At 61.9% G+C, this 21,311-nt stretch carries 18 protein-coding genes and 1 pseudogene; 13 read left to right on the top strand and 6 right to left on the bottom strand.

Translation table 11 applies throughout. The features are described 5' to 3' along the window. Window positions 1-116: 116 nt before the first annotated feature. On the bottom strand, window positions 117-1,421 hold the full coding sequence (locus tag X742_RS150735) for a M23 family metallopeptidase (protein ID WP_023773211.1): 1,305 nt from the start codon (window positions 1,419-1,421) through the stop codon (window positions 117-119). Between the two features lie 300 nt (window positions 1,422-1,721). Between X742_RS150735 and X742_RS150740 the strand changes: the two genes are divergently transcribed. Beyond that, on the top strand, window positions 1,722-2,723 hold the full coding sequence (locus tag X742_RS150740) for a sterol desaturase family protein (protein ID WP_023773210.1): 1,002 nt from the start codon (window positions 1,722-1,724) through the stop codon (window positions 2,721-2,723). Further along, a complete protein-coding gene (locus X742_RS150745; RefSeq protein ID WP_023773209.1) occupies window positions 2,720-3,859 on the top strand; it encodes a GNAT family N-acetyltransferase in 1,140 nt (379 codons plus the stop codon). Before X742_RS150740 ends, X742_RS150745 begins: the two co-directional genes overlap by 4 nt. A 39-nt stretch (window positions 3,860-3,898) precedes the next feature. Here X742_RS150745 and X742_RS150750 read toward each other — a convergent pair whose 3' ends face one another. Beyond that, entirely contained in the window at window positions 3,899-4,366 is a 468-nt protein-coding gene (locus X742_RS150750) for a peroxiredoxin (protein WP_023773208.1), read from the bottom strand. 95 nt (window positions 4,367-4,461) lie between these two features. Here X742_RS150750 and X742_RS150755 point away from each other — a divergent pair, with 95 nt between their 5' ends. Further along, window positions 4,462-7,842, top strand: coding sequence for a DUF3971 domain-containing protein (locus X742_RS150755; protein ID WP_023773207.1), 3,381 nt, complete (start codon window positions 4,462-4,464; stop codon window positions 7,840-7,842). A 93-nt stretch (window positions 7,843-7,935) separates the two neighbouring features. Here X742_RS150755 and tyrS read toward each other — a convergent pair whose 3' ends face one another. Next, complete coding sequence (gene tyrS / locus X742_RS150760; RefSeq protein ID WP_023773206.1) at window positions 7,936-9,189, bottom strand: tyrosine--tRNA ligase; 1,254 nt, start codon at window positions 9,187-9,189, stop codon at window positions 7,936-7,938. A gap of 343 nt (window positions 9,190-9,532) precedes the next feature. Here tyrS and X742_RS150765 point away from each other — a divergent pair, with 343 nt between their 5' ends. Together X742_RS150765 and X742_RS150770 are read left to right on the top strand one after the other, a co-directional pair. Next, window positions 9,533-11,176: a glycosyltransferase family 39 protein gene (locus X742_RS150765; protein ID WP_023773204.1), complete on the top strand. Its 1,644-nt coding sequence runs from the start codon at window positions 9,533-9,535 to the stop codon at window positions 11,174-11,176. 241 nt (window positions 11,177-11,417) lie between these two features. Then, on the top strand, window positions 11,418-12,029 hold the full coding sequence (locus X742_RS150770) for a phosphatase PAP2 family protein (RefSeq protein WP_245273892.1): 612 nt from the start codon (window positions 11,418-11,420) through the stop codon (window positions 12,027-12,029). Window positions 12,030-12,118: 89 nt separating this feature from the next. Here the strand turns inward: X742_RS150770 and X742_RS150775 are convergent, their stop codons facing one another. Beyond that, window positions 12,119-12,793 carry an alpha/beta hydrolase gene (locus X742_RS150775; RefSeq protein ID WP_015318172.1) on the bottom strand — a complete coding sequence of 225 codons (675 nt, stop codon included), beginning with the start codon at window positions 12,791-12,793 and terminating at the stop codon, window positions 12,119-12,121. Window positions 12,794-13,046: 253 nt separating this feature from the next. Between X742_RS150775 and X742_RS150780 the strand changes: the two genes are divergently transcribed. The 8 genes from X742_RS150780 (at window position 13,047) to sufA (ending at window position 20,163) form a co-directional block, all read left to right on the top strand. Further along, window positions 13,047-14,207: a cysteine desulfurase family protein gene (locus tag X742_RS150780; RefSeq protein ID WP_023773202.1), complete on the top strand. Its 1,161-nt coding sequence runs from the start codon at window positions 13,047-13,049 to the stop codon at window positions 14,205-14,207. Window positions 14,208-14,231: 24 nt separating this feature from the next. Then, on the top strand, window positions 14,232-14,381 hold the full coding sequence (locus tag X742_RS1000000174060) for a hypothetical protein (RefSeq protein WP_023783858.1): 150 nt from the start codon (window positions 14,232-14,234) through the stop codon (window positions 14,379-14,381). Window positions 14,382-14,422: 41 nt separating this feature from the next. Further along, on the top strand, window positions 14,423-15,940 hold the full coding sequence (gene sufB / locus X742_RS150785) for a Fe-S cluster assembly protein SufB (RefSeq protein WP_023773201.1): 1,518 nt from the start codon (window positions 14,423-14,425) through the stop codon (window positions 15,938-15,940). 29 nt (window positions 15,941-15,969) lie between these two features. Continuing rightward, window positions 15,970-16,725: a Fe-S cluster assembly ATPase SufC gene (sufC, locus tag X742_RS150790; RefSeq protein ID WP_023773200.1), complete on the top strand. Its 756-nt coding sequence runs from the start codon at window positions 15,970-15,972 to the stop codon at window positions 16,723-16,725. Window positions 16,726-16,765: 40 nt separating this feature from the next. Continuing rightward, window positions 16,766-18,034, top strand: coding sequence for a Fe-S cluster assembly protein SufD (gene sufD / locus X742_RS150795; RefSeq protein WP_023773199.1), 1,269 nt, complete (start codon window positions 16,766-16,768; stop codon window positions 18,032-18,034). 5 nt (window positions 18,035-18,039) lie between these two features. Beyond that, complete coding sequence (locus tag X742_RS150800; protein ID WP_023773198.1) at window positions 18,040-19,284, top strand: cysteine desulfurase; 1,245 nt, start codon at window positions 18,040-18,042, stop codon at window positions 19,282-19,284. A gap of 5 nt (window positions 19,285-19,289) precedes the next feature. After that, a complete protein-coding gene (locus X742_RS150805) occupies window positions 19,290-19,682 on the top strand; it encodes an SUF system Fe-S cluster assembly protein (protein ID WP_023773197.1) in 393 nt (130 codons plus the stop codon). Between the two features lie 100 nt (window positions 19,683-19,782). After that, window positions 19,783-20,163 carry a Fe-S cluster assembly scaffold SufA gene (gene sufA, locus X742_RS150810; protein WP_023773196.1) on the top strand — a complete coding sequence of 127 codons (381 nt, stop codon included), beginning with the start codon at window positions 19,783-19,785 and terminating at the stop codon, window positions 20,161-20,163. Window positions 20,164-20,359: 196 nt separating this feature from the next. Here sufA and X742_RS1000000175830 read toward each other — a convergent pair. Further along, window positions 20,360-20,431: pseudogene (locus X742_RS1000000175830) on the bottom strand (GFA family protein); the annotation flags it as partial. A 313-nt stretch (window positions 20,432-20,744) separates the two neighbouring features. Then, window positions 20,745-21,242: a GFA family protein gene (locus tag X742_RS150820; RefSeq protein WP_023773193.1), complete on the bottom strand. Its 498-nt coding sequence runs from the start codon at window positions 21,240-21,242 to the stop codon at window positions 20,745-20,747. Window positions 21,243-21,311: the final 69 nt, after the last annotated feature.

Below are 21,311 nucleotides of genomic sequence, written 5' to 3'. Positions count from 1 at the left end.
ACGCGGGGAGCCGCGGATATGACGGTTTACGGCGGTGCGGGATACCGCATGACGAGGAGAGGTGTGCCTGACCGGCACCGACGGCTCCGGATTCAGCAAGCCAGCGGTCGATCTTGTTAGAGATACTGGGCGACTTTCCTGCCGACAGTCAGGAAGCGCAGCGGATCGATCGCCTCGCCATTGTGACGCACTTCATAGTGCAGATGCGGGCCGGTCGAGCGCCCGCTGCTGCCGGTCTTGCCGATGACGGCGCCGGCGTCCACCTTCTCGCCCACCGTCACGTCGATCTCGCTGAGATGTCCGTAGCGCGTGGCAAAGCCATTGCCATGGTCGATCTCGACCATGCGGCCATAGCCGCCATTCCAGCCGGCCTTGGTTACGATGCCGGGCGCGGTGACCTTGGCCGCCATGCCGATCGGGGCCCTGAAATCCATGCCCGAATGCAAAGCGGCCGTCCCGAGAATGGGATCGGTGCGCACGCCGAACGGACTGGTGACGGAGTGGCCAGGGGCAGGGTTTTCAAGCGGCAACCGGCGCGCTTCCTTCTTTAGGTGATCGAGCGCATCCAGCGCCTCGTCCAGTTCCTTGACCTTGCTGTCGAAGATCATCGACGAGTCGAGCGGAATCAGCGGTCCGCCGACATCGCTTTCGTTCTTGCCGAAATCACTGTCGACCGGCAGCCCGGCCGTCCGCAGCGCCTGCTGGATGGCATCGGCGCTTTTATAGGCATTGTCAGCGAGCGTGTTGATGCGGCTGAGCTGTTCATTCTCGATGGATTTCAGCGACTGGTTAATCGAAACGAACAGCCTGTCGGCGTGATCGGCGGCTGAGTCGCTGGGCAGCGGATCGGTGCGGGTCGACCACAAGGAGAAGGGCCTTGTGTCGGCGGTGCCGAGGTCTGCGCCCAAGCTGGCAATCGCGTAGTTCTGCGCTGGCTGGCCGATGCTGCCGGTCACCTCGGCGCCCTTGTCCGGCTTGGCGGCCGCGGCCGGATCTTCGGCGGGCACCGTTCCGACCTCACCTTCGGCACGTTCGAGCAGTGGGCCGAGACGGCCATGCCGCTGGCTCAGCTGCGTCTGGCGCTCGAGCAGTTCGCTGACTTTGGTTTCCATCAATTGCTGGTCGAGCAACTGCCTGCTCGTAATGCGGTCGACCTGGGCGCGAAGCGCCGAAATGCGGTCCTCGTAAGCCTGCTGCATGCGAGCCTGGCGCGCCGTGGTGGCGCCGATCAGGTCGTCACGCAGAACCAGATAGGATGTGGCCAGGAGGTAGCCGATGGCAATGGCGGCGAGTGCTGAACCAATGAATGCCGCCAACCAGGGGCGGATCGTGAAGTGCCTGATCTGGTCGCCCCGGGCGATGATGATCGTATGCGGTTCCTTGCGCCTGCCGAAGACTGCGGACTGACCGGTTGCGTTCACGGGACCAAGCTTTCGTTACGACACCACGACAGCCTGATTACACATTATTAGGGTTAACAAAGGCTTGCCGTATCAGCTGCGCCACGCCGAACGCCCGCAATGCAGGCAAGAGGTTGCATGGGAATCGCCAGGGACGGCGCTACGTCGCGAAATCGTTGGCGAAGAGCCCCAATGTTCCACCAGCAGCGGTCAGTCACGCGCTGAGCAAGGTCCAGGTTTCTTAACTGTATTCGATTGCGTTTAATTGACTTTTTTCGAGTAAAGGCTTGCCGGTATTTCGGATTCATCGTGGCGGTAGGAATGCTGGACGACCTGATTGGCAAGATCGTCGACAAGATTTCGGGCGCCAGTCTGCTGGCGACCGGGCTTTTGCTGCTGACGGCCTTTGTCAGCGCGCTCGTGGCCTATTGGCGCACGGTCGAGGAGAAGAGCTGGAAGGAGTTTTTCGAGTTCGTCGTCCCCCATGAGGTCATCACCCATCCCTCCGCGAAAGCCGACCTGCTGTTCTGGGTCACCAAGAAGGCCCTGATGCCTTTCCTGATGCTGCCCGCCGGAATTGTCTTCGTCACGGCGGTGGGCTACGGGACCAACTGGCTGTTTTCGACACTGTTCCAGTTTCAGCCGCCTCTGATCGAGGGGCCGGCAGGACCGGTGACGGTGCTGATCTTCACCATCAGCATGCTGCTCGCCTACGACATTTCCTATTATCTCTATCACGTCGCCCAGCATCGCTATCCGATGCTTTGGGAGCTGCACAAGGTGCATCACTCGGCCGAGGTGATGGTCGGGATCACCAAGGATAGGGTCCATCCGCTCGACGAGCTGATGAACCGAGCCTGGGACGGGCTCATCGTGGGGCTGTGCTTCGGCCTCTGGTCGTTGATTTCGCTTAACCTTGTCGAACTGACGGTCTTTGGCGTCAACGTCTATGTGATGCGGAACATCTTGATGATGGATTTTGTCAGGCACACGCATTTCAAGATCTCGTTCGGCCCGCTCAACAACTTGATCCTGTGTCCTCATTGGCACCAGCTGCATCACAGCGTCGATCCACGCCACTACGACAAGAATTTCGGGCTGCTCTTCTCGTTCTGGGACCGGCTCTTTGGAACATTGTGTGTGCCGAGGCCCGACGAGGACTTCAAGTTCGGACTGGTCGACCGCGATGTGCGCGACTACCAGTCGCTCGCCGGCCTTTATGTCATGCCGCTGAAGCGGATGTGGGGTCATATTGCCAGGCGTATCCGGCCTGGAAAGCGACAGCCACGGACCGCGCGACCATCGGAAGGGACACGGCCATGAACGCCCCCGTCACGCTTTCCATCCAGCGGACACACACCTTCGAAATCGTGACATCGGCGGGGCGCCTGGCCGAGATCGCACCGGCCTGGAGCACGCTCTGGCAGCGGGCTGGCGGGTTTGTCTTCCAGCATCCCGACTGGATCGCGGCCTGGTGGCGCACCACCCCGCATCAGGAGCGGCGCGCACTCAGGATTGGGCTTGCCTGGAACGGCGACCGGCTCGAGGGCGTGATAGCGCTCGCGACCTTCAGGCGCTCCGGCATCCGCATGCTCGAATGGGCGGCGAAGGACCACAGTGACTATGGTGACGCGCTGGTTGCACCCGACAGCGACCCGCAGGCGATCTCCCGCCTTTGGCAGTATGTTTTCGATCAGGGCGGCTTCGACCTGATCTACCTCAACCGTCTGCTGCCGGATGCCGGTGTTCATGCCCTGCTGCGCCCGGCCCATGGCAAGGCGCTTCGGCCCAACCACCGCGGTGAAATCAGCTATCGTGTCACTGGTCCCTGGCGGAGTGGGGCGGAATGGTTCGAGACGTTGTCGAAAAAGGGCCGGCAGAACTATCGTCGTGGCCGCAAGTTCATGGAAGAGAGCGGCGCATTGCGTTTCCGCTTGCTGGATGCGGATGACCCGCGCGAGCCGGTGCTCGAGCGGGTGGCGACGCTGAAGCGGCTCTGGCTCGTTCGGCATGGCCGCGCTTCGGATCTGTTCGATGAGGGCTCGCCGGTTCTCACCGCGCTTATTTCCGTGCTGGCCGACCTCGGGCTGTTGCGCATCTTCGTGCTTGAGCTTGACGACACGATCATCGCTGTCTCGATCAACTTCGAGCAGCACGGCACGATGATGGCTTTCGTCACCACCTACGACCCCGAACACGAGCGCGCCTCGCCGGGTATGGTGCTGATGATGGACTATATCCAGTGGTCGCTCGACCGTGGCCTTGCCACGATTGATTTTCTCTGCGGCGGCGAGGATTTCAAGCGCCGCTTCGCCACGCAATCGGTCGCGCTGTCGTCGATGATGGGTGCGCGCGGCTTGCGCGGTCATCTCGCCGCACTGGCCGACCATGTGGACCATGTTTCGAAATCCTGGAAGACGCGGCGGCAGCCGAAAGCCGACGCGGTGCCTGACGAATAGCCCCATGATCGTCTTTTGCGTCGCGGGCTTTGGCGACGCTCAAAGCGCGCGAACGGCTTCCAGAACGGCCTCGGCATGGCCCTTGACCCGGACCTTGCGCCAGATCTTGGCAATCCGTCCGTCACTGCCGATCAAGAATGTCGCGCGCTCGACACCCATGTATCTGCGGCCGTACATCGATTTCTCGACCCACAGATTGTAAGCCTCGATCACCTTGCGCTCCTCGTCGGCGGCAAGATCGATGGTGAGATCATATTTCGACTTGAACTTGTCGTGCTTCTTGGCGCTGTCGGGCGACAGGCCGATGACGACAGCGCCGGCCTTCTCGAATTCCGGCTTCAACCGCGAGAAGCTGATCGCCTCTTGCGTGCAGCTTGTCGTATCGTCCTGCGGATAGAAATAGAGCACGACTGGCTTGCCGGCGGATGCGGCCAGGCTGAGCGATCCGCCGCCGTCCCGCGGCAGATCGAATTGCGGCGCGGGATCGGCTACTTCCAGGTCAGCCATATCGATGCCCTTGTTTGAGGTTACGCGCGAAGCCACACCGATATAGTGTCGACCGGGGATTCGTCCACGAGCGAGTTTGTACAACGGAAGATTGCGTGGATCAGGAGCAACCGCAGCACGAGAAAATCCGGTTCAGGCGGGACGAAATCACCGACCTGGGGGCCCTGCCGTCCGCGTGCCGCGTCCCGCCCCTTGGCCAGGCGGCGATCGGCCGCGGTTTTCGCATCCTTTCGCGCGTGTTTGCCGGCGTGGTCGCGTTCATGCTGCTGGCCGCGACGGCGGTCTATCTCGTCGGCCTTTCCGGCATTGGTTCGGACCGGCTCCGCGTCGAGGCGGAGAGCGCCATCGAGAGGCTGGCGGGCGTCGACGTCGATGTCGCGGTCGGGCCCGCCCGCATCACGCTCGACAGTTCGAGCTTCGTGGCGCTGCAGGTGAGCGATGTCAGCCTGAAGACATCGGACGGCAAACCCATGGCCGATGCCGGGCGTGTGCGCTTCGGTATCCGCCTGGTGCCGCTTTTGTGGGGCGAGGTGCGGCTGACCAGTGCCAGGATATCCGATGCCCGCATCGTCATGGCCGCGATGCCGTCCGGCGGCGACTGGACCGCGGCGCTGCGCAACGAGAGCGGCCTCGTCGATCCGGAGAAGCTGTCGGACGCGGTGTTCGGCTACATCCATCGTGCGCTCGACGCCGTGCGGGAAGATTCGATGCGCCGGATCGATCTCAGCAATGTCGAGTTCGTGCTGCCCGACGCTGGATCGATCAAGCTGATCAAGATCGCCGACGCCACCGTGGTTCAGTCGGGGCCGGGCGGCATGGAGTTCACCTCCGAAGCCGACGTCGACGGCAGGACAGTCACCGTTGTAGCCTCCGCCACCCGTAATATCGCGGCGCACCGGGTGACGGCGTTGGATGCCAGCATCAATCTGGCGGATGCCGGCGCCACCGCTGCCGGCTCCGGCAAGCTTGGTGCCGTCGCGCTGAAGTTGACAGGATCGGAAGGGTCAGGTGCCACCGCATCACGCTTGACGGCCGCCCTTTCGTCCACCGGGTCCGTGCTGGATCTCGGCACACGCGGGCTGCTGCCGGCGGATGCCGATGTCAATGCGACGCTTGTCCATGGCTCCAACAAGATCCAGGTGGACAGGCTGCTCTTGAAAACCGGCAGGTCTTCATTCGATTTCGGCGGCTCGATCGGGCCAAAACCAGCAACCGGGGTGGCTGGTGAGGAACCCTCCTACCGTTACGATCTGACCAGCGACGGTTCGACCCTGGCTCCATCGGAATCTCCTGAGCCCGCGCTGATGTTCCTGGCGCGCATCGCCGGCATCTACCAGCCGCAAAGCCATAAACTGGTGGCCGAGCAGATCGCGGTTCGGTCCGCCGGGTCCGGCGAGGTGCTTGGCACCGCGGCCGTGGAATTCGCGGAGGGCAAGGCTCCCGGGATCAATCTGGCGCTCAACATCCATGACATGCCGGTCTCGCACGTCAAACAGCTGTGGCCGTGGTTTTCGGCGCGCAATGCGCGGCTCTGGGTGCTGAACAATCTGTTCGGCGGCCGCGTGGTCGACGGCAGCCTGCAGTTCCAGGTGGTGCCGGATCGCCTCGGCAATGGCGTGCCGCTTTCCGCCGACGAGGTCTTCGGCCGCTTCCAGATCGAAGGCGCGCGTTTCGACACTGCCGGCCGCATTCCGCCGATCCGCGACGCGGTGGGCCTGGTCGGATTCCACGGCAACGATGTCGACGTATCCTTGTCTTCGGGCACCGTCTTCATGCCGAGTGGCCGCACGGTGGCGGCCAGCAACGGCACGCTGACGGTCAAGGCCGCCAACCGTCCGCCGGTCATCGGCGCACTTGACATCGATGTCGAGGGGGAGGCGCCGGCCGTCGCCGAGCTTGCCTCCTACGAACCGATCAACGCCATGCGCCATGTCGGCATCCTGCCTGAGGATCTTTCCGGCAGCGTCACCGGCCACGTCAAGGCGGACATTCCGCTGCAGTCGGGCGTTGATACCGCGAAGCTCGATTGGCTGGTGTCGCTCGACTACACCGGCCTGTCCCTGGCCAAGCCGTTCGAGGGGCAGGCCGTGACGGACGCGGACGGCTCGATCACGGTCGACCCGCAAAAGGCCGTCATTTCGGCCAAGGCATCGCTGAACGGCATTCCGGCCGAACTCGATCTCGTCGAGCCGTTGGCGGATGATGGACCGGCGCGCAGCCGCAAAGTCGCCCTTGTGCTCGACGACAAGATCCGCGCCGCCGCCATGCCCGGCCTGACGCCGCTGCTTGGCGGAACGGTGAAGGTCGCGATCGACAAGAGCGGCAACGGCAACCAGAACGTTTCGGTCGACCTGACCAATGCCAGGCTGGACATTCCCTGGGCTGGCTGGAGCAAGGGGGCGGGGGTTCCCGCCAGCGCCAACTTCGTCATGACCAAGTCCGGCGACACCACGACGCTGTCCGACTTCGACCTCGGTGGCAAGACATTCTCCATCGATGGCGGCATCGTGCTGGTCAACGGCGCGCTGTCGTCGGCCAAGTTCAGCAGGGTCACCCTGAACCGGGGCGATGATGTTTCCGTGTCGGTGAAGCGATCGGGCAAGGGCTATGCGGTCGGCATCAATGGCAATGCGCTTGATGCTCGTTCGCTGATCAAGCAGTTCACATCCGATGTGGACACCGCGACCAAAACGACAGGAACTGACAACATTTCGGTCAGTGCGGACGTCAATCAGCTCACCGGTTTCCACGACGAGCAACTCTCCAACCTGAAGCTCGACTACAGTGCGGCCGGTTCGCGGGTGAACGGACTGAAGGTCAGCGCGACGGCGAGTTCGGGCGCCGCCATCGCCATCAGCAACACCACCGGCGACGGCAGGCGTTCGCTCAATGTGCAGTCGGCGGACGCCGGCGCCATCCTGCGGTTCCTCAACATCTATGAGCACATGGAAGGCGGATCGATCACGCTGGCGCTGACCGGGGCCAGCGACGGGCCGATGAAGGGCAAGGTCGACACCACCAACTTCTTTGTCGTCAACGAACCCAAGCTCGCCTCCATCGTCTCGACCACGCCGGCCGGCGACAGCCGCAGCCTCAACCAGGCGGTAAAGGGCAAGCTCGACACGTCGCGGGTGAAGTTCGAGCGCGGCTACGCCGAAATCGACAAGGGCAGCGGCTATCTCCGGCTGACCAATGGCGTGCTGCGCGGCCCGCGCATCGGCACGACCTTCCAAGGCATCCTCTACGACCAGAACAACAATATGGATATGACCGGCACTTTCATGCCGGTCTACGGCCTCAACCGCATCTTTGGCGAGCTGCCCATCGTCGGCGCGCTTCTGGGCAACGGCCGCGACCGCGGCCTAATCGGCGTCACCTACCGCCTCAGGGGAAATGCGAACAAGCCGGTGCTCGACGTCAATCCGCTGTCGGTGATCGCGCCGGGGATATTCAGGTCGATCTTCGAGTACCGCTAGAGTAATTCCAGGAAAAGTGTGAACCGGTTTTCCGTCCGGAACTGCGCCAAGACAAATAGTGGGAGCCGTTTCCAGGAAACGGCTCCAAGGGCCTCATGCCGGCCTGACCAGGATGTGTTTTTTCCTGCCCAATGAAAGCTTTATGACGTTTTCCGGACTCAGATCCTGAAGCGTCACCATGCGGCGATCGTCGCTGACCGGCTGGTCGTTCAGGCGCACGGCGCCGCCTTGGATATGCCGCCGTGCCTCGCCATTGGATGATGCCAGCCCGGCGCTGACCAGTAGCGACAGGATGCCGACACCGGCTTCGAGCGCGGCCTTGTCCGCCTCGACGGTCGGCAAAGTGTCGGCCAGAGCGCCTTCCTCGAAAGTCTTTCGCGCCGTCTCGCTGGCCTGTTCGGCGGCCGCGCGGCCATGCAGATGGGCGGTGATCTCGGTCGCGAGGATCTTCTTTGCCTCGTTGATCTCGGAGCCGCCCAGTCGCTCGAGCCCTGCGACCTCGTCCAGCGGCAATGTGGTGTAGAGTTTCAGGAACCGGGCAACGTCGGCATCCTCGGTGTTGCGCCAGTACTGCCAGAACTCGTAAGGGCTCAGCATCTGCGGATCGAGCCAGACCGCACCCGACGCCGACTTGCCCATCTTGGCGCCGGACGAGGTGGTGAGCAGCGGCGTGGTCAGCGCATAGAGTTGCGCATCTTCCATACGGCGACCGAGATCGATCCCGTTGATGATGTTGCCCCATTGGTCGGAGCCGCCCATCTGCAGGCGGCAGCCGAGGCGCTTGTAGAGTTCGACGAAATCATAGGCCTGCAGGATCATGTAGTTGAATTCGAGGAACGACAGCGATTGCTCGCGATCGAGCCGCAACTTGACGGAATCGAACGCAAGCATGCGGTTGACGGAAAAGTGCCGGCCGACATCGCGCAGGAAATTGACGTAGTTGATCTCCATCAGCCAGTCGGCATTGTTGACCATGACCGCATCGTTCGGACCACTGCCGAATTTGAGGTAGGGCATGAAGTTGCGGCGGATGCCGGCAAGATTGTCGTCGATGTCTTGCGGCGTGAGCAGCTTGCGCGCCTCGTCCTTGAAGGAGGGATCGCCGATCATCGACGTGCCGCCGCCCATCAGGGCGATCGGCCGATGGCCGGTCTGCTGCAGCCAATGCAGCATCATGATCTGGATCAGCGAGCCGGCATGCAGGCTTCTGGCGGTGGCGTCGAAGCCGATATAGGCCGTCACCGTTTCCTTGGCGAAGAGTTGGTCGAGACCGGCATCATCCGAGGTCTGGTGGATGAAACCGCGCTCGCTCATGGTGCGCAGGAAATCGGATTTGAAGGCAGGCATGGTTTTTTCCCGAAAGCGTATGCCCGGTCCAGCCGGGCATATGTGAACGCGCGCGTTTAGCACCCAAGCGCGATCAGCAAAAGTGGAATCCGGTTTTGCGTCGGATCGCGCGCCAACAAGGAGCCCGCGATCAGCAAAAGTGGAATCCTGTTTTGCGTCGGATCGCGCGCCAACAAGGAGCCCGCGATCAGCAAAAGTGGAATCCTGTTTTGCGGCCGGCGCGGAGGGAATTTGCCAATCCTTGCCTCATCCATGCCGCTGGCGTAATGAGGCGCCGCGCAAGGGCAGCGCCTGCACGCCGCGACGGGGTCATCCCGCAGATCAGATCCGGAAAGCTCCCGCGATGAACAGAAACTACCTCTTCCTCTTCCTGTTCAGCTTGGTCATGAGTATCAGCGGCTTGGCGAGCCTTCCGCCGATCGACCGCGATGAATCCCGTTTTGTCCAGGCGACCAAGCAGATGGCCGAAACCGGCGACTATATCGACATCCGCTTCCAGGATGTCTCGCGCTACAAGAAGCCGATCGGCATCTACTGGCTGCAATCGGCTGCTGTCGCATTGAGCGGCGAGGGCGCGGCCGCGCCGATCTGGGTGTACCGCCTTGTCTCGATGCTCGGAATCGCGCTCGCTGTCCTGGGCATCGGCTGGACGGGCACAAAATTGTTCGGCGCCAATGCCGGCCTTGCCGCCGGCCTGATGATGGCGGCGATCTTCGCAACCGCGTTCGAGGGACGCGACGCCAAAACCGATGCCATGCTTCTGGCCTGTTGCGTGGCCGCGCAGGGCGCGATGGCACAAGTCTACCTTGCGTCGCGCCGCAACGAGCCGGTGGCCGGCCATCTGCCGTGGATATTCTGGTTCGCGCAAGGCGTCGGGATCCTCATCAAGGGGCCCGTGGCCCCGCTTCTGTCACTGCTGACGGCGGCCGCGCTGTTTGCTTTCGAACGCGACTGGCGCTGGCTTTTGAAGCTGAAGCTGGTGCGCGGCGTCGCGCTCGTTTTGCTCATCGTGCTGCCCTGGGTCGCTTTTATCGGCTGGAAGAGCGGCGGCGCCTTTTTTCAGGAAGCCGTCGGCAAGGATATGCTGAACAAGGTCGCGTCGGGCGAGGAATCGCACGGCCTGCCGCCTGGCTTCTACATGCTGACCTATTCGCTGTTCATGTGGCCGTTCGGCCTGATCGCGGTCGGCGCTGGCCTGCAGGCCCTCAACCGAGTGCGCGACGATTTCAGGCTGCGCTTTTGCCTGGCATGGTACATTCCGTTCTGGCTGGTGTTCGAACTCATCCCGACCAAACTGCCGCATTACGTCCTGCCGGCCTATCCCGGCATGGCGCTGCTGATCGGCTGGGTGCTGACGTTGTCGCCGCAGGACGCCAATGCGCCGCTCAAGCGCTGGCAGCAGTGGTTGTGGTGGTCGACCGCGTTCGGTCTGGTGGTGGTCAGCCTCGGGCTGGCGGCGGTTTGTGTCGGGGCACCGATCTACATTACGCACAGCTTCTCGTGGTGGAGCATTCCTGCGGCAGCGTCAGCACTCGGCGCCGGCTATCTCGCATTCTCCAGGCAGTTACAGGTGCCGCTGCCTCGCATCGGAGCCACCGCCGCCTGCGCGGGCATCACCTATGCCTTGCTGTTCGGGGTCATCGCGCCGTCGCTGAAACCGATGTGGCTGAGCCCGGCGATCAGGCAAGCCGTGCTTGCCAACCAGGCATGCGACACAACGGTGCTGGCCTCGGCGCGATATCAGGAGCCGAGCCTGGTGTTTCTGGTCGGCACGAAAACGGTGCTGACCGATGTCGGAGGCGTGGCGGAGCACCTGCTCGCCGATCCTGCCTGTGCCTTGGGGCTGGCCCCCATCAGGGATGAGCAGAAGCTCAATGGCATGCTGTCGGTGCGAGGCAAATCGGTGAACCGCGTCGCTGAAATCGATGGCCTCAACTATTCGTCGGGAGACAAACTGTCGCTCGGCCTTTATCGTGTAGCCCAATGACGGCTGGGTCGATGACAGAGTCCAGTTTCCAATGCTCGTGAAATCACGCCCACCAGTTACCAACTCCCCCCTCGGGATAGGACGCCGGTCCCTCGGCAATTTTCGCGACACCCTACGGATCGCAAGGCGGCGCCTCGCCGTTCGGCCCGCTCGCTATCCAAACATCTCATGGTGGGCGTGGGGACTGGTCTGGGTCTTTCTGACGGCAGCGGCCTTTGTTCGTCTCGATACGCCGGCGGGGGTGGCTCATGGCCAATGGTCGGCGGGTGCCGCCAGGCTTGCCGAATTCTTCACGCAGTTCGGGCTGGGCGGCTGGTATCTCATCCCGTCCGCGCTTCTGCTTGTCGCGGCCAATCTGACGGATTGGCGAAGCCTTCCGCGGCGCGCGCAGATGCTGGTCTACAGCTGGACTTGTCTGGCTTTTCTGGTGCTGAGCGCCGTTGGCCTGTCGGGCCTGACCGTCAATGTCCTGAAATATGCCATTGGCAGGGCGCGCCCGCTCTACTTCCAGGATTTTGGCGTCCTTGCACTGCACCCCTTTGCCTTCGATGCGCGCTTTGCTGGCTTTCCGTCCGGCCATGCCACGACGATGGGCGCCGTCTTCGGTATCCTGCTGCTTTTGTTTCCGCGGCGTTGGTACATCGCCCTGGTGGTCACCGGCTGCATCGCCTCGACCAGGATCTTCGTCGGCGCGCACTATCCGAGCGACACCGTCGCCGGCTTCGGCCTCGGCTGTGCCTTCGCGCTGGCGTGCGGACTGGTCTTTGCCAGGCTCGGTTTCATCTTCCGGCCGACAACTTCAGGTTTGCCGGTCCGCAAATCATCGTTCCGGCTTATTGCTCCAGAAAAATAAGTCGCTGCCGGACCGCGGCACGCCATGTGGCGAGGAGGCGGATATTGACCGCCCGCCCATACCCCCGCGAATACGCCCGGCCTGACGTCTTAACGCAGCCGCTTCGGCCTCGGATCGGACAATTCTCCCGCCAGCCGTCGATCGAGATAATCGGAGCATTCCTCGATCAAGAGATCGGCGTCGTTGGCGAAAAAGTGGTTGGCGCCGGGCAGGGTCTTCTGCGTGATGGTGATGCCCTTCTGCGTATGCAGCTTGTCGACCAGTCCTTGCACATCCTTCGGCGGCGCCACCTTGTCGGCGTCGCCATGAATGATCAGGCCCGAAGACGGGCAGGGCGCCAGGAAGGAAAAATCATAGGTGTTGGGCTGCGGCGCGATCGAGATGAAGCCCTCGATCTCGGGCCGGCGCATCAGGAGCTGCATGCCGATCCACGAACCGAAGGAATAGCCGGCGACCCAGCAGCTCTTGGAATCCGGATGCAGCGACTGCACCCAGTCGAGCGCCGCCGCCGCGTCCGACAACTCTCCGGTACCATGGTCGAACTCGCCCTGGCTGCGGCCGATGCCACGGAAATTGAAGCGCAGCGTGGTGAAATCACGCTTCTGGAACATGTAGAAGAGGTCGTAGACGATCTTGTTGTTCATCGTGCCGCCGAACTGCGGGTGCGGATGCAACACGATGGCAATCGGCGCGCTCTTTTCCCGCGAGGGCTGGTAGCGTCCCTCCAGGCGGCCGGCCGGACCGGTGAAAATGACCTCAGGCATGAAATACTCCACGTGACATACAAGTGCGCGGTGCCGGGAAACTCTTCCTCTGGCCCCGCTTGCACAGACCTTGACGCAGGGCGAGCGTCTTCATAGAAGCTAGTTTAGAACTGTTCAAAACTGGCTGGCCGAAACGCAATCGCCCGGTCGCGCTCGCCGCAAGCCGCGTAAATAGGACGGCTTGCCTTGGAATTTCAAGGAAATAACGCCATACGTCGGCGGAATGGCTTCTGACGGGAAGAACTGGACAAAAATGGCCGCGACACGCGCCTATCTCGACTATAATGCCAGTGCGCCGCTGCTTTCAGCGGCGCGCGAGGCCATGGTCGCGGCGTTTGATGCGGCCAACCCTTCTTCGGTGCATGCCGAGGGGCGCGCCGCACGCAGGCTTGTCGACAATGCCAGGCGCGACGTGGCGGCACTGGTCAACGGCAAGGCCGAACATGTCGTCTTCACTTCAGGTGCGACCGAGGCCGCCTCGACGCTTCTGACGCCGGACTGGCGGATGGGGCGCGGCGCCATTCGCATGAGCCGGCTCTACGTGTGCGAGGCCGACCATCCGTGCCTGCTGAATGGCGGACGTTTCCCGCCAAGCCAGGTAACGCGGATCGGTGTCGACGCCGATGGCATCCTCAACCTCGACGCCTTGACGTCGGCGCTCGCCGGTCACGACAAGGCCGATGGCTTGCCGTTGGTCGCGATCCACGCCGCCAACAACGAAACCGGCGTTATTCAGCCGATCGATCGCATTGCCGAAATCGTCAAGTCGGCGGGCGGCATTCTTGTCGTCGATGCCGTGCAGGCCGCTGGCCGCGTTTCGGTCGACATGGCGGCTGGATATGCCGACTATGCGATTGTGTCCTCACACAAGATCGGCGGCCCCAAGGGCGCCGGCGCCATAGTTGCCGCGGCCGACCTGATGATGCCGACGCCCCTGATCAATGGCGGCGGCCAGGAAAAAGGCCACCGTGGCGGCACCGAGAACCTGCTTGGCATTGCCGGGTTTGGCGCCGCTGCACGAGAAGCCCTGGCCGGACTGAAGGCCATCGGTGCTATGCGTCAGCGTCGCGACGAGGCCGAAGCCATCCTCAAGACGCTGGTGCCGGACGTGGAAATCTTCGGAACGGGCGCGCCAAGGCTTGCCAACACGACATTCTTCGCTATTCCCGGCATCAAAGCCGAAACCGCCCAGATCGCCTTCGATCTGGCAGGCGTAGCGGTTTCCGCCGGCTCCGCCTGCTCGTCGGGCAAGGTCGGGCCGAGCCATGTGTTGAAAGCCATGGGGCACGGCGACAGCCTTGGCGCCATGCGCGTCTCGGTCGGTGCCGCGACCGGCGCCGAGGACATCGAACTGTTCCGCACCGCGCTGGCAAGCATTGCCGCGCGTCGGGCGGGTAGAGAGAAGGCCGCCTAGCGGGGCATCGGACCGGAAAATCCGATGCTTGAGAAAAAAGGATTTGGGCCCTTTGGCCCGGTCGAGCCGTGCGTTTCATGCTGGCCGGGTGAATTTCCGGTCGAGGCGCACTATATTGAACTTACGCTGCCGCGGATGCTGCTCGGGCGTCCTTTTGGCGGTGCCATAGTTTGAAAACTGTCGGGCCTTGACCCCGGCGTGGATGGAGAACGCATATGCCTGCTGTGCAGGACACGATCGATCGGGTCCGAAAGATCGACGTCGACCAATACAAATACGGATTCCAGACCGAGATCGCCGTCGACAAGGCTCCCAAGGGCCTGAGCGAAGACATCATCCGTTTCATTTCGGCCAAGAAGGACGAACCGTCCTGGATGCTGGAATGGCGCCTCGAAGCCTATCGGCGCTGGCTGACGCTGGAAGAGCCGACCTGGGCGCGCGTCAACTATCCCAAGATCGATTTCCAGGACATCTACTATTACGCGGCGCCCAAGAGCACGCCCGGACCGACTTCGCTCAGCGACGTCGATCCTGAGATCTTGAAGGTGTACGAGAAACTCGGCATTCCATTGAAGGAGCAGGAGATCCTCGCAGGCGTCCAGAAGACCGACGCCTCGGAGTTCGAGGAAGCCAGCGACAATGTCTACAAGTCGGGCCGGGTTGCCGTCGACGCTGTGTTCGATTCCGTGTCCGTCGTCACCACCTTCAAAAAGGAACTGGCACAGGCCGGAGTCATCTTCTGCTCGATCTCCGAAGCCGTCCGCGAGCATCCTGAACTGGTGCGGAAATATCTCGGCTCGGTCGTGCCGACCTCCGACAATTACTACGCCACACTGAATTCGGCCGTGTTCACGGATGGGTCCTTCGTCTTCGTGCCGAAGGGGGTGCGCTGCCCGATGGAGCTATCGACCTATTTCCGCATGAACGAGAAGAACACCGGACAATTCGAGCGCACGCTGATCATCGCCGAGGAGGGGGCTTACGTCTCCTATCTCGAGGGCTGCACGGCGCCGCAACGCGACGAGAACCAGCTTCATGCGGCGGTGGTCGAACTGGTCGCGCTCGACGATGCCGAAATCAAATATTCGACGGTGCAGAACTGGTACCCCGGCGACGCCGAGGGCAAGGGCGGCATCTACAATTTCGTCACCAAGCGCGGTGACTGCCGTGGCGACCGTTCGAAGATTTCGTGGACGCAGGTCGAGACCGGCTCGGCAATCACCTGGAAGTATCCGAGCTGTATCCTGCGCGGCGACGATTCCTCAGGCGAATTCTATTCGATCGCCGTGTCGAACGGCTACCAGCAGGTCGACAGCGGCACCAAGATGATCCATCTCGGCAAGAACACGTCGAGCCGCATCATCTCCAAGGGCATCGCCGCCGGCTTCTCGCAGAACACCTATCGCGGCCAGGTCTCGGCGCACCGCAAGGCGACCAATGCCCGCAACTTCACCAACTGCGATTCATTGCTGATCGGCGACCAGTGCGGCGCCCACACCGTGCCCTACATGGAAGCCAAGAACTCGACGGCGCAGTTCGAGCACGAAGCGACGACGTCGAAGATTTCCGAGGACCAGAAATTCTACGTCATGCAGCGCGGCATTCCCGAGGAGGAAGCCATTGCGCTGATCGTCAACGGCTTCGTCAAGGACGTCATCCAGCAGCTGCCGATGGAGTTCGCCGTCGAGGCGCAGAAGCTGATCGGCATCTCGCTGGAAGGTTCCGTGGGCTGACGCCCAGATAAATATTCAGGAAACAAAGAATGCTTGAGATCAAGAACCTGCACGCCCGCATCGTCGATGACGGCACCGAGATCATCCGCGGCCTGAACCTGACGGTGAAAGCCGGCGAGGTCGCCGCGATCATGGGCCCGAACGGCTCCGGCAAGTCGACGCTGTCGTACATCCTCGCCGGCCGCGAGGACTATGAGGTGACCGAAGGCGACATCCTCTACAACGGCCAGTCGATCCTCGAAATGGATCCGGCCGAGCGCGCTACATCGGGAATTTTCCTCGCCTTCCAGTATCCGATGGAGATACCGGGCGTCGCGACCATGGAATTTCTCAAGGTGGCCATGAACGAGCAGCGCAAGGCGCGTGGTGAAGAGCCGCTGAAAATCCCGGAATTCCTCAAGCGCGTGAAGGAAGCCGCCGCCTCGCTCAACATGGACATGGCGATGCTGAAGCGGCCGCTCAATGTCGGTTTTTCCGGCGGGGAGAAGAAGCGTGCCGAGATCCTGCAGATGAAGCTTCTGGAGCCGAAACTCTGCGTGCTCGACGAGACCGATTCCGGCCTCGACATCGATGCGCTGAAGATCGTCTCCGACGGCGTCAACGCGCTGCGCGCGCCGGACCGGGCGTTCCTGGTCATCACCCACTACCAGCGCCTGCTCGAGCACATCGTGCCCGACAGCGTGCACGTGCTCTACAAGGGCCAGGTCATCAAGTCGGGCGACAAGTCCCTGGCGCTCGACCTCGAAGCCAATGGCTATGCCGGCGTGATCGGCGAAGCCGCGTGAGATGCCAGGTCATTTTGTGCCAAAAGACGGGGCAAAGCTGATGAATATGCATTCACAACCGCAGCGCACACCGGCCGAGACCGCGTTGATCGACGCGTTCGGCGACAGGCTGTCGCTGTTGCCGGGCGACGGCGCGGTAATGCTGAAGCGCGACGACGCCATCGAAACGATCAAGCACGGCTTGCCGACGAGACGCATCGAATCCTGGCATTATACCGACCTGCGCCGCCTTTTGAGCGCGGTGCCGGAGTTCGACCCGGCCGCGGCGGCGAAAGCGATTGCGCCAATCGTTGAAGGTTCGACGGTTCTGAGCCTGTTGAACGGCGTATCGAGCGCCAAGGCGCCGGTTGTCGAGGGCGTCAGCGTCCAGCGCCTGTCGGAAAAGCTGATTGACGGCAGCATCGCGCCGGGCCTGGATCCCTATGGCAATGACGATGCCATCGGTGCGCTGAACACGGCTTTCGTCGCCGACGGTTACTTCATCGACATCGCCGATGGCGCCGAACTGGAAAAGCCGTTCGAGCTGCAGAATTTGCAGGCCGGCGGCCAGACCCATGTGCGCTTGGCCGTTCGCGCCGGCGCCGGCGCCAAGGCCGTCATCGTCGAGCGTCAGGCAGGTGATGGCGCGGCGCTGGTCAGTTCTGTCAGCCAACTCGTGCTCGGCGAAGGCGCCGAGGTAACGTGGCTGATCGTGCAGGAGCAGCCGGAGACGGCGACGCATCTGGCACAGTTCAAGGCCCATATCGGCAAGAACGCGAAACTGACGCTGTTCGTCATGAACGCCGGCGGCAAGCTTGTGCGCCAGGAGATCATGGTCAGGACGACAGGCGAAGGCGCCGACTTCCAATTGCGCGGCATCAACCTGCTCGCCGGCGACACCCACACTGACGTGACCATGGTGCTCGACCACGCCGTGCCGCACACGACCTCGACGGAGATCGTCCGCAATGTGGTGACCGGCAAGGCGCGTGGCGTCTTCCAGGGCCGCATCAACGTCCATCAATATGCGCAGAAGACCAACGCTAAGATGGCCTGCAACACGCTGTTGCTGTCGGACGACGGCGAGTTCTCGACCAAGCCCGAACTCGAGATTTTCGCCGACGACGTCGTCTGCGGCCACGGCGCGACGGTGACCGAGATCGACCACGACCATCTGTTCTACCTGATGGCGCGCGGTGTCGACGAAAAGAGCGCGCGCGGTCTGCTGGTCAAAGCCTTCGTCGCCGAGGTGATCGAGGAACTGGACGACGAGACGATTGTCGAGGCGCTGGAAGCGAAGCTCGATGAGTGGTTTGTGACGCACGGATGAAGCTGATGAACGCACCGGGCAAGATTGGAGATTTCTACGACGTCGAGGCGATCCGCCGCGACTTCCCGATCCTGTCGCGGGAAGTCTATGGCAAGCCGCTCGTCTATCTCGACAACGGGGCCTCCGCACAAAAGCCGCGGGTAGTGCTCGACACGATCCAGCACGCCTACAGCCAGGAATACGCCAACGTCCACCGCGGCCTGCATTTCCTGTCCAATGCCGCCACCGACGCGTACGAAAAGGCGCGGGAAACGGTGCGCCGTTTTCTCAACGCGCCAAGCACCGACAACATCGTCTTCACCTCCAACACGACGTCGGCCATCAACACCGTCGCCTATGGCTATGGCATGCCCAATATCGGCGAGGGCGATGAGATCGTGCTGTCGATCATGGAGCACCATTCCAACATCGTGCCCTGGCACTTCATCCGCGAGCGGCAGGGCGCCAAGCTGGTCTGGGTGCCGGTTGACGATCTCGGCGTCTTCCATATCGAGGAATTCGAGAAACGGCTGACCAGCCGCACCAAGCTCGTCGCCATCACGCAAATGTCGAACGCGCTGGGCACGGTGACACCGATCAAGGAGATCGTGCGCATCGCGCATGCGCGTGGAATTCCGGTGCTTGTCGACGGCAGCCAGAGCGCGGTGCACATGGCCGTGGACGTCCAGGATCTCGATTGCGATTTCTTCGTCTTCACCGGCCACAAGGTCTATGGTCCCTCGGGCATCGGTGTGCTCTACGGCAAGAAGGATAGTCTCGCCGGCATGCGGCCCTTCATGGGCGGCGGCGAGATGATCGAGGAGGTGACGGAAGACATCGTCACCTACAACGACCCGCCGCATCGCTTCGAGGCCGGCACGCCGCCGATCGTCCAGGCGATCGGGTTGGGCGCCGCGCTCGACTACATGGACTCTGTCGGTCGTGAGCGCATCGCCGCGCATGAGGAAGACCTCAAGACCTACGCCCACGAACGCCTGCGCGCCATCAACTCGCTGCGCATCTTTGGCGACGCGCCCGGCAAGGGCGCCATCATCTCCTTCGAACTAAGGGGTATTCATGCTCATGACGTCTCGATGGTGATAGACAGGCAAGGGGTGGCGGTCCGTGCCGGCACCCATTGCGCCCAGCCGCTGTTGAAACGCTTTGGCGTAACCTCCACATGCAGGGCATCGTTCGGCATGTATAATACCAGGGCCGAAGTCGACGCTTTGGCCGAGGCGCTTGAAAAAGCGCGCAAATTCTTCGGATGACGAACATGGATGATGTGAGCACCACCACCGAAGCTACGCCGGAAGCCGCCGGCAACAGCGTCGTTTCCGCCTCGGCCATCCCCGCCGATGAGCTGGCACGGCTGACCGACGACATCGTCTCGGCGCTGAAGACGGTCTACGACCCGGAAATCCCGGCCGATATCTACGAGCTTGGCCTCGTCTACAAGATCGACGTCGAGGACGACCGCTCGGTCAAGATCGACATGACGCTGACCGCCCCCGGCTGCCCTGTGGCCGGCGAAATGCCTGGCTGGGTGGAAAATGCCGTCGGCGCCGTCGAGGGCGTCTCCGGCGTCGAGGTCAATATGACCTTCGACCCGCCCTGGACGCCCGACCGTATGTCGGAAGAGGCGCAGGTGGCGGTGGGCTGGTACTAGCGCCGAACCTGGCACACTTGCGCCAGTGGTAAAACTTCACCATTTTAGGTGAGGAATCATTCGGCAGGCCTTGAACCTGCATGGAATGGAGAAGGAAAACATGGGACGCTTTGCCGTCATCACGATGACCGATAAGGCCGCCGACCGGGTGCGCGAGATCGTCGCCACGCGCGAAAACGCGCATGGCATCCGCCTTGGCATCAAGAAGGGCGGCTGCGCCGGCATGGAATATACGGTCGACCTGGTGACCGACCCCAACACCAAGGACGACCATATCGAGCGCGATGGCGCCCATGTCTATGTGGCGCCGGAAGCCGCCCTTTTCCTGTTCGGCACCGAGATGGATTTCGAGCAGACGACGTTGCGCACCGGCTTCACCTTCCACAACCCGAACCAGAGTTCGGCCTGCGGCTGCGGCGAATCCGTCGAACTGAAGCCGGCCGATCTCAAAGCGCTGGCCGAGGCGCGCGCCACGGCCTGAAGCGCGGCCAGCGCACCATTGTATAATTTGCCGGTGTCAGAATTTGATGGCTTTTGAAGCGAATTTCCATGGACAGCCAAATCGTACCACTGGTTTTCGCATCGCTATTAATAATGGCGTTTGCCTATTTCGCATACCACGGTGTTTACCGATACGCTAAGCGTAATCTATTTTTGGACATGAATTTGAGTAACAAGTCGATGTCGATCGCCGACGCGAAGGGATGCACCAGCTCTGGCCAGGTTGGGTCGTAGAGCCAGAGCGCCGANTGTTTACCGATACGCTAAGCGTAATCTATTTTTGGACATGAATTTGAGTAACAGAGAGATACGGATGTCTCTTGATTTACATATATTGTGTAAACCTATACCAGTAAATATTATGCTCATGTACGTTGCGTTCGAGTTGTGTATTCCAGCCGTTACCGGTTTGTTTGGAATTTACGCGTTCAAGGCAGATAGAATCGATATGGCTGTACTGCTTGGAATTTCAACCATTTTTGGTTTGATAGCCGCTTTTGGCGGGCTCTACAGGATGATCAAAGCGCTCTAGGAACATGATTCTTCTTGTAGTGGAAATCGCTACTCAACCCACATGCCGGTCCGCTTGTGCCAGTCGGCGATCGATTCCTCGGGATAGACCTCGAACACCTTGTCGCTCGGTCCGACATCAGGCTCGACCCAGTTCGCCTTGTATTTCAGCATCAGATGCACCTTCTCCGGCGGCTTGGGCAGGTCGATGTCGATCGCCGACGCGAAGGGATGCACCAGCTCTGGCCAGGTTGGGTCGTAGAGCCAGAGCGCCGACCCGCATTTGCGGCAAAAATTGCGCTCCCCGGTCGAGATCTCGCAGTGGGGATGCTCGTCATCCTCGATCTCGGCGCGATAGACGCCGAGATTGCTCTTGCCTCTGATGTTCAGCGTGTCGTTGACGGCGCCGAGATTGATGGCGAAGCCGCCGCCGCCCTGCTGCTTGCGACAGATCGAGCAGTAGCACAGCATGAATGGCACGGGTGTGTGGCTTTCCACCTCGAAACGCACGGCGCCGCAGCGACAGGACCCCTTGAGCAGCACAGGCATGGCAAAAACTCCGACAGGATAGTCACAACCTGTCAGCATGATTTTGGTTGCGGCGATGACAAGGCCAAA

The organism is Mesorhizobium sp. LNHC229A00 (genome assembly GCF_000502415.1).
In the GTDB taxonomy this organism is placed as follows: Bacteria; Pseudomonadota; Alphaproteobacteria; order Rhizobiales; family Rhizobiaceae; genus Mesorhizobium.
The sequence above is the reverse complement of the archived record's forward strand: the minus strand, read 5'-3'. Positions and strand labels throughout refer to the sequence as shown.

Coding starts and splice junctions, on each gene's coding strand:
- X742_RS150805 (WP_023773197.1), top strand. CDS start 19,290: ATGGATGATGTGAGCACCACCACCGAAGCTACGCCGGAAGCCGCCGGC.
- sufD (WP_023773199.1), top strand. CDS start 16,766: ATGAATATGCATTCACAACCGCAGCGCACACCGGCCGAGACCGCGTTG.
- X742_RS150780 (WP_023773202.1), top strand. CDS start 13,047: ATGGCCGCGACACGCGCCTATCTCGACTATAATGCCAGTGCGCCGCTG.
- X742_RS150775 (WP_015318172.1), bottom strand. CDS start 12,793: ATGCCTGAGGTCATTTTCACCGGTCCGGCCGGCCGCCTGGAGGGACGC.
- X742_RS150740 (WP_023773210.1), top strand. CDS start 1,722: ATGCTGGACGACCTGATTGGCAAGATCGTCGACAAGATTTCGGGCGCC.
- tyrS (WP_023773206.1), bottom strand. CDS start 9,189: ATGCCTGCCTTCAAATCCGATTTCCTGCGCACCATGAGCGAGCGCGGT.
- X742_RS1000000174060 (WP_023783858.1), top strand. CDS start 14,232: ATGCTTGAGAAAAAAGGATTTGGGCCCTTTGGCCCGGTCGAGCCGTGC.
- sufB (WP_023773201.1), top strand. CDS start 14,423: ATGCCTGCTGTGCAGGACACGATCGATCGGGTCCGAAAGATCGACGTC.
- X742_RS150765 (WP_023773204.1), top strand. CDS start 9,533: ATGAACAGAAACTACCTCTTCCTCTTCCTGTTCAGCTTGGTCATGAGT.
- X742_RS150820 (WP_023773193.1), bottom strand. CDS start 21,242: ATGCCTGTGCTGCTCAAGGGGTCCTGTCGCTGCGGCGCCGTGCGTTTC.
- sufC (WP_023773200.1), top strand. CDS start 15,970: ATGCTTGAGATCAAGAACCTGCACGCCCGCATCGTCGATGACGGCACC.
- X742_RS150800 (WP_023773198.1), top strand. CDS start 18,040: ATGAACGCACCGGGCAAGATTGGAGATTTCTACGACGTCGAGGCGATC.
- X742_RS150745 (WP_023773209.1), top strand. CDS start 2,720: ATGAACGCCCCCGTCACGCTTTCCATCCAGCGGACACACACCTTCGAA.
- X742_RS150750 (WP_023773208.1), bottom strand. CDS start 4,366: ATGGCTGACCTGGAAGTAGCCGATCCCGCGCCGCAATTCGATCTGCCG.
- sufA (WP_023773196.1), top strand. CDS start 19,783: ATGGGACGCTTTGCCGTCATCACGATGACCGATAAGGCCGCCGACCGG.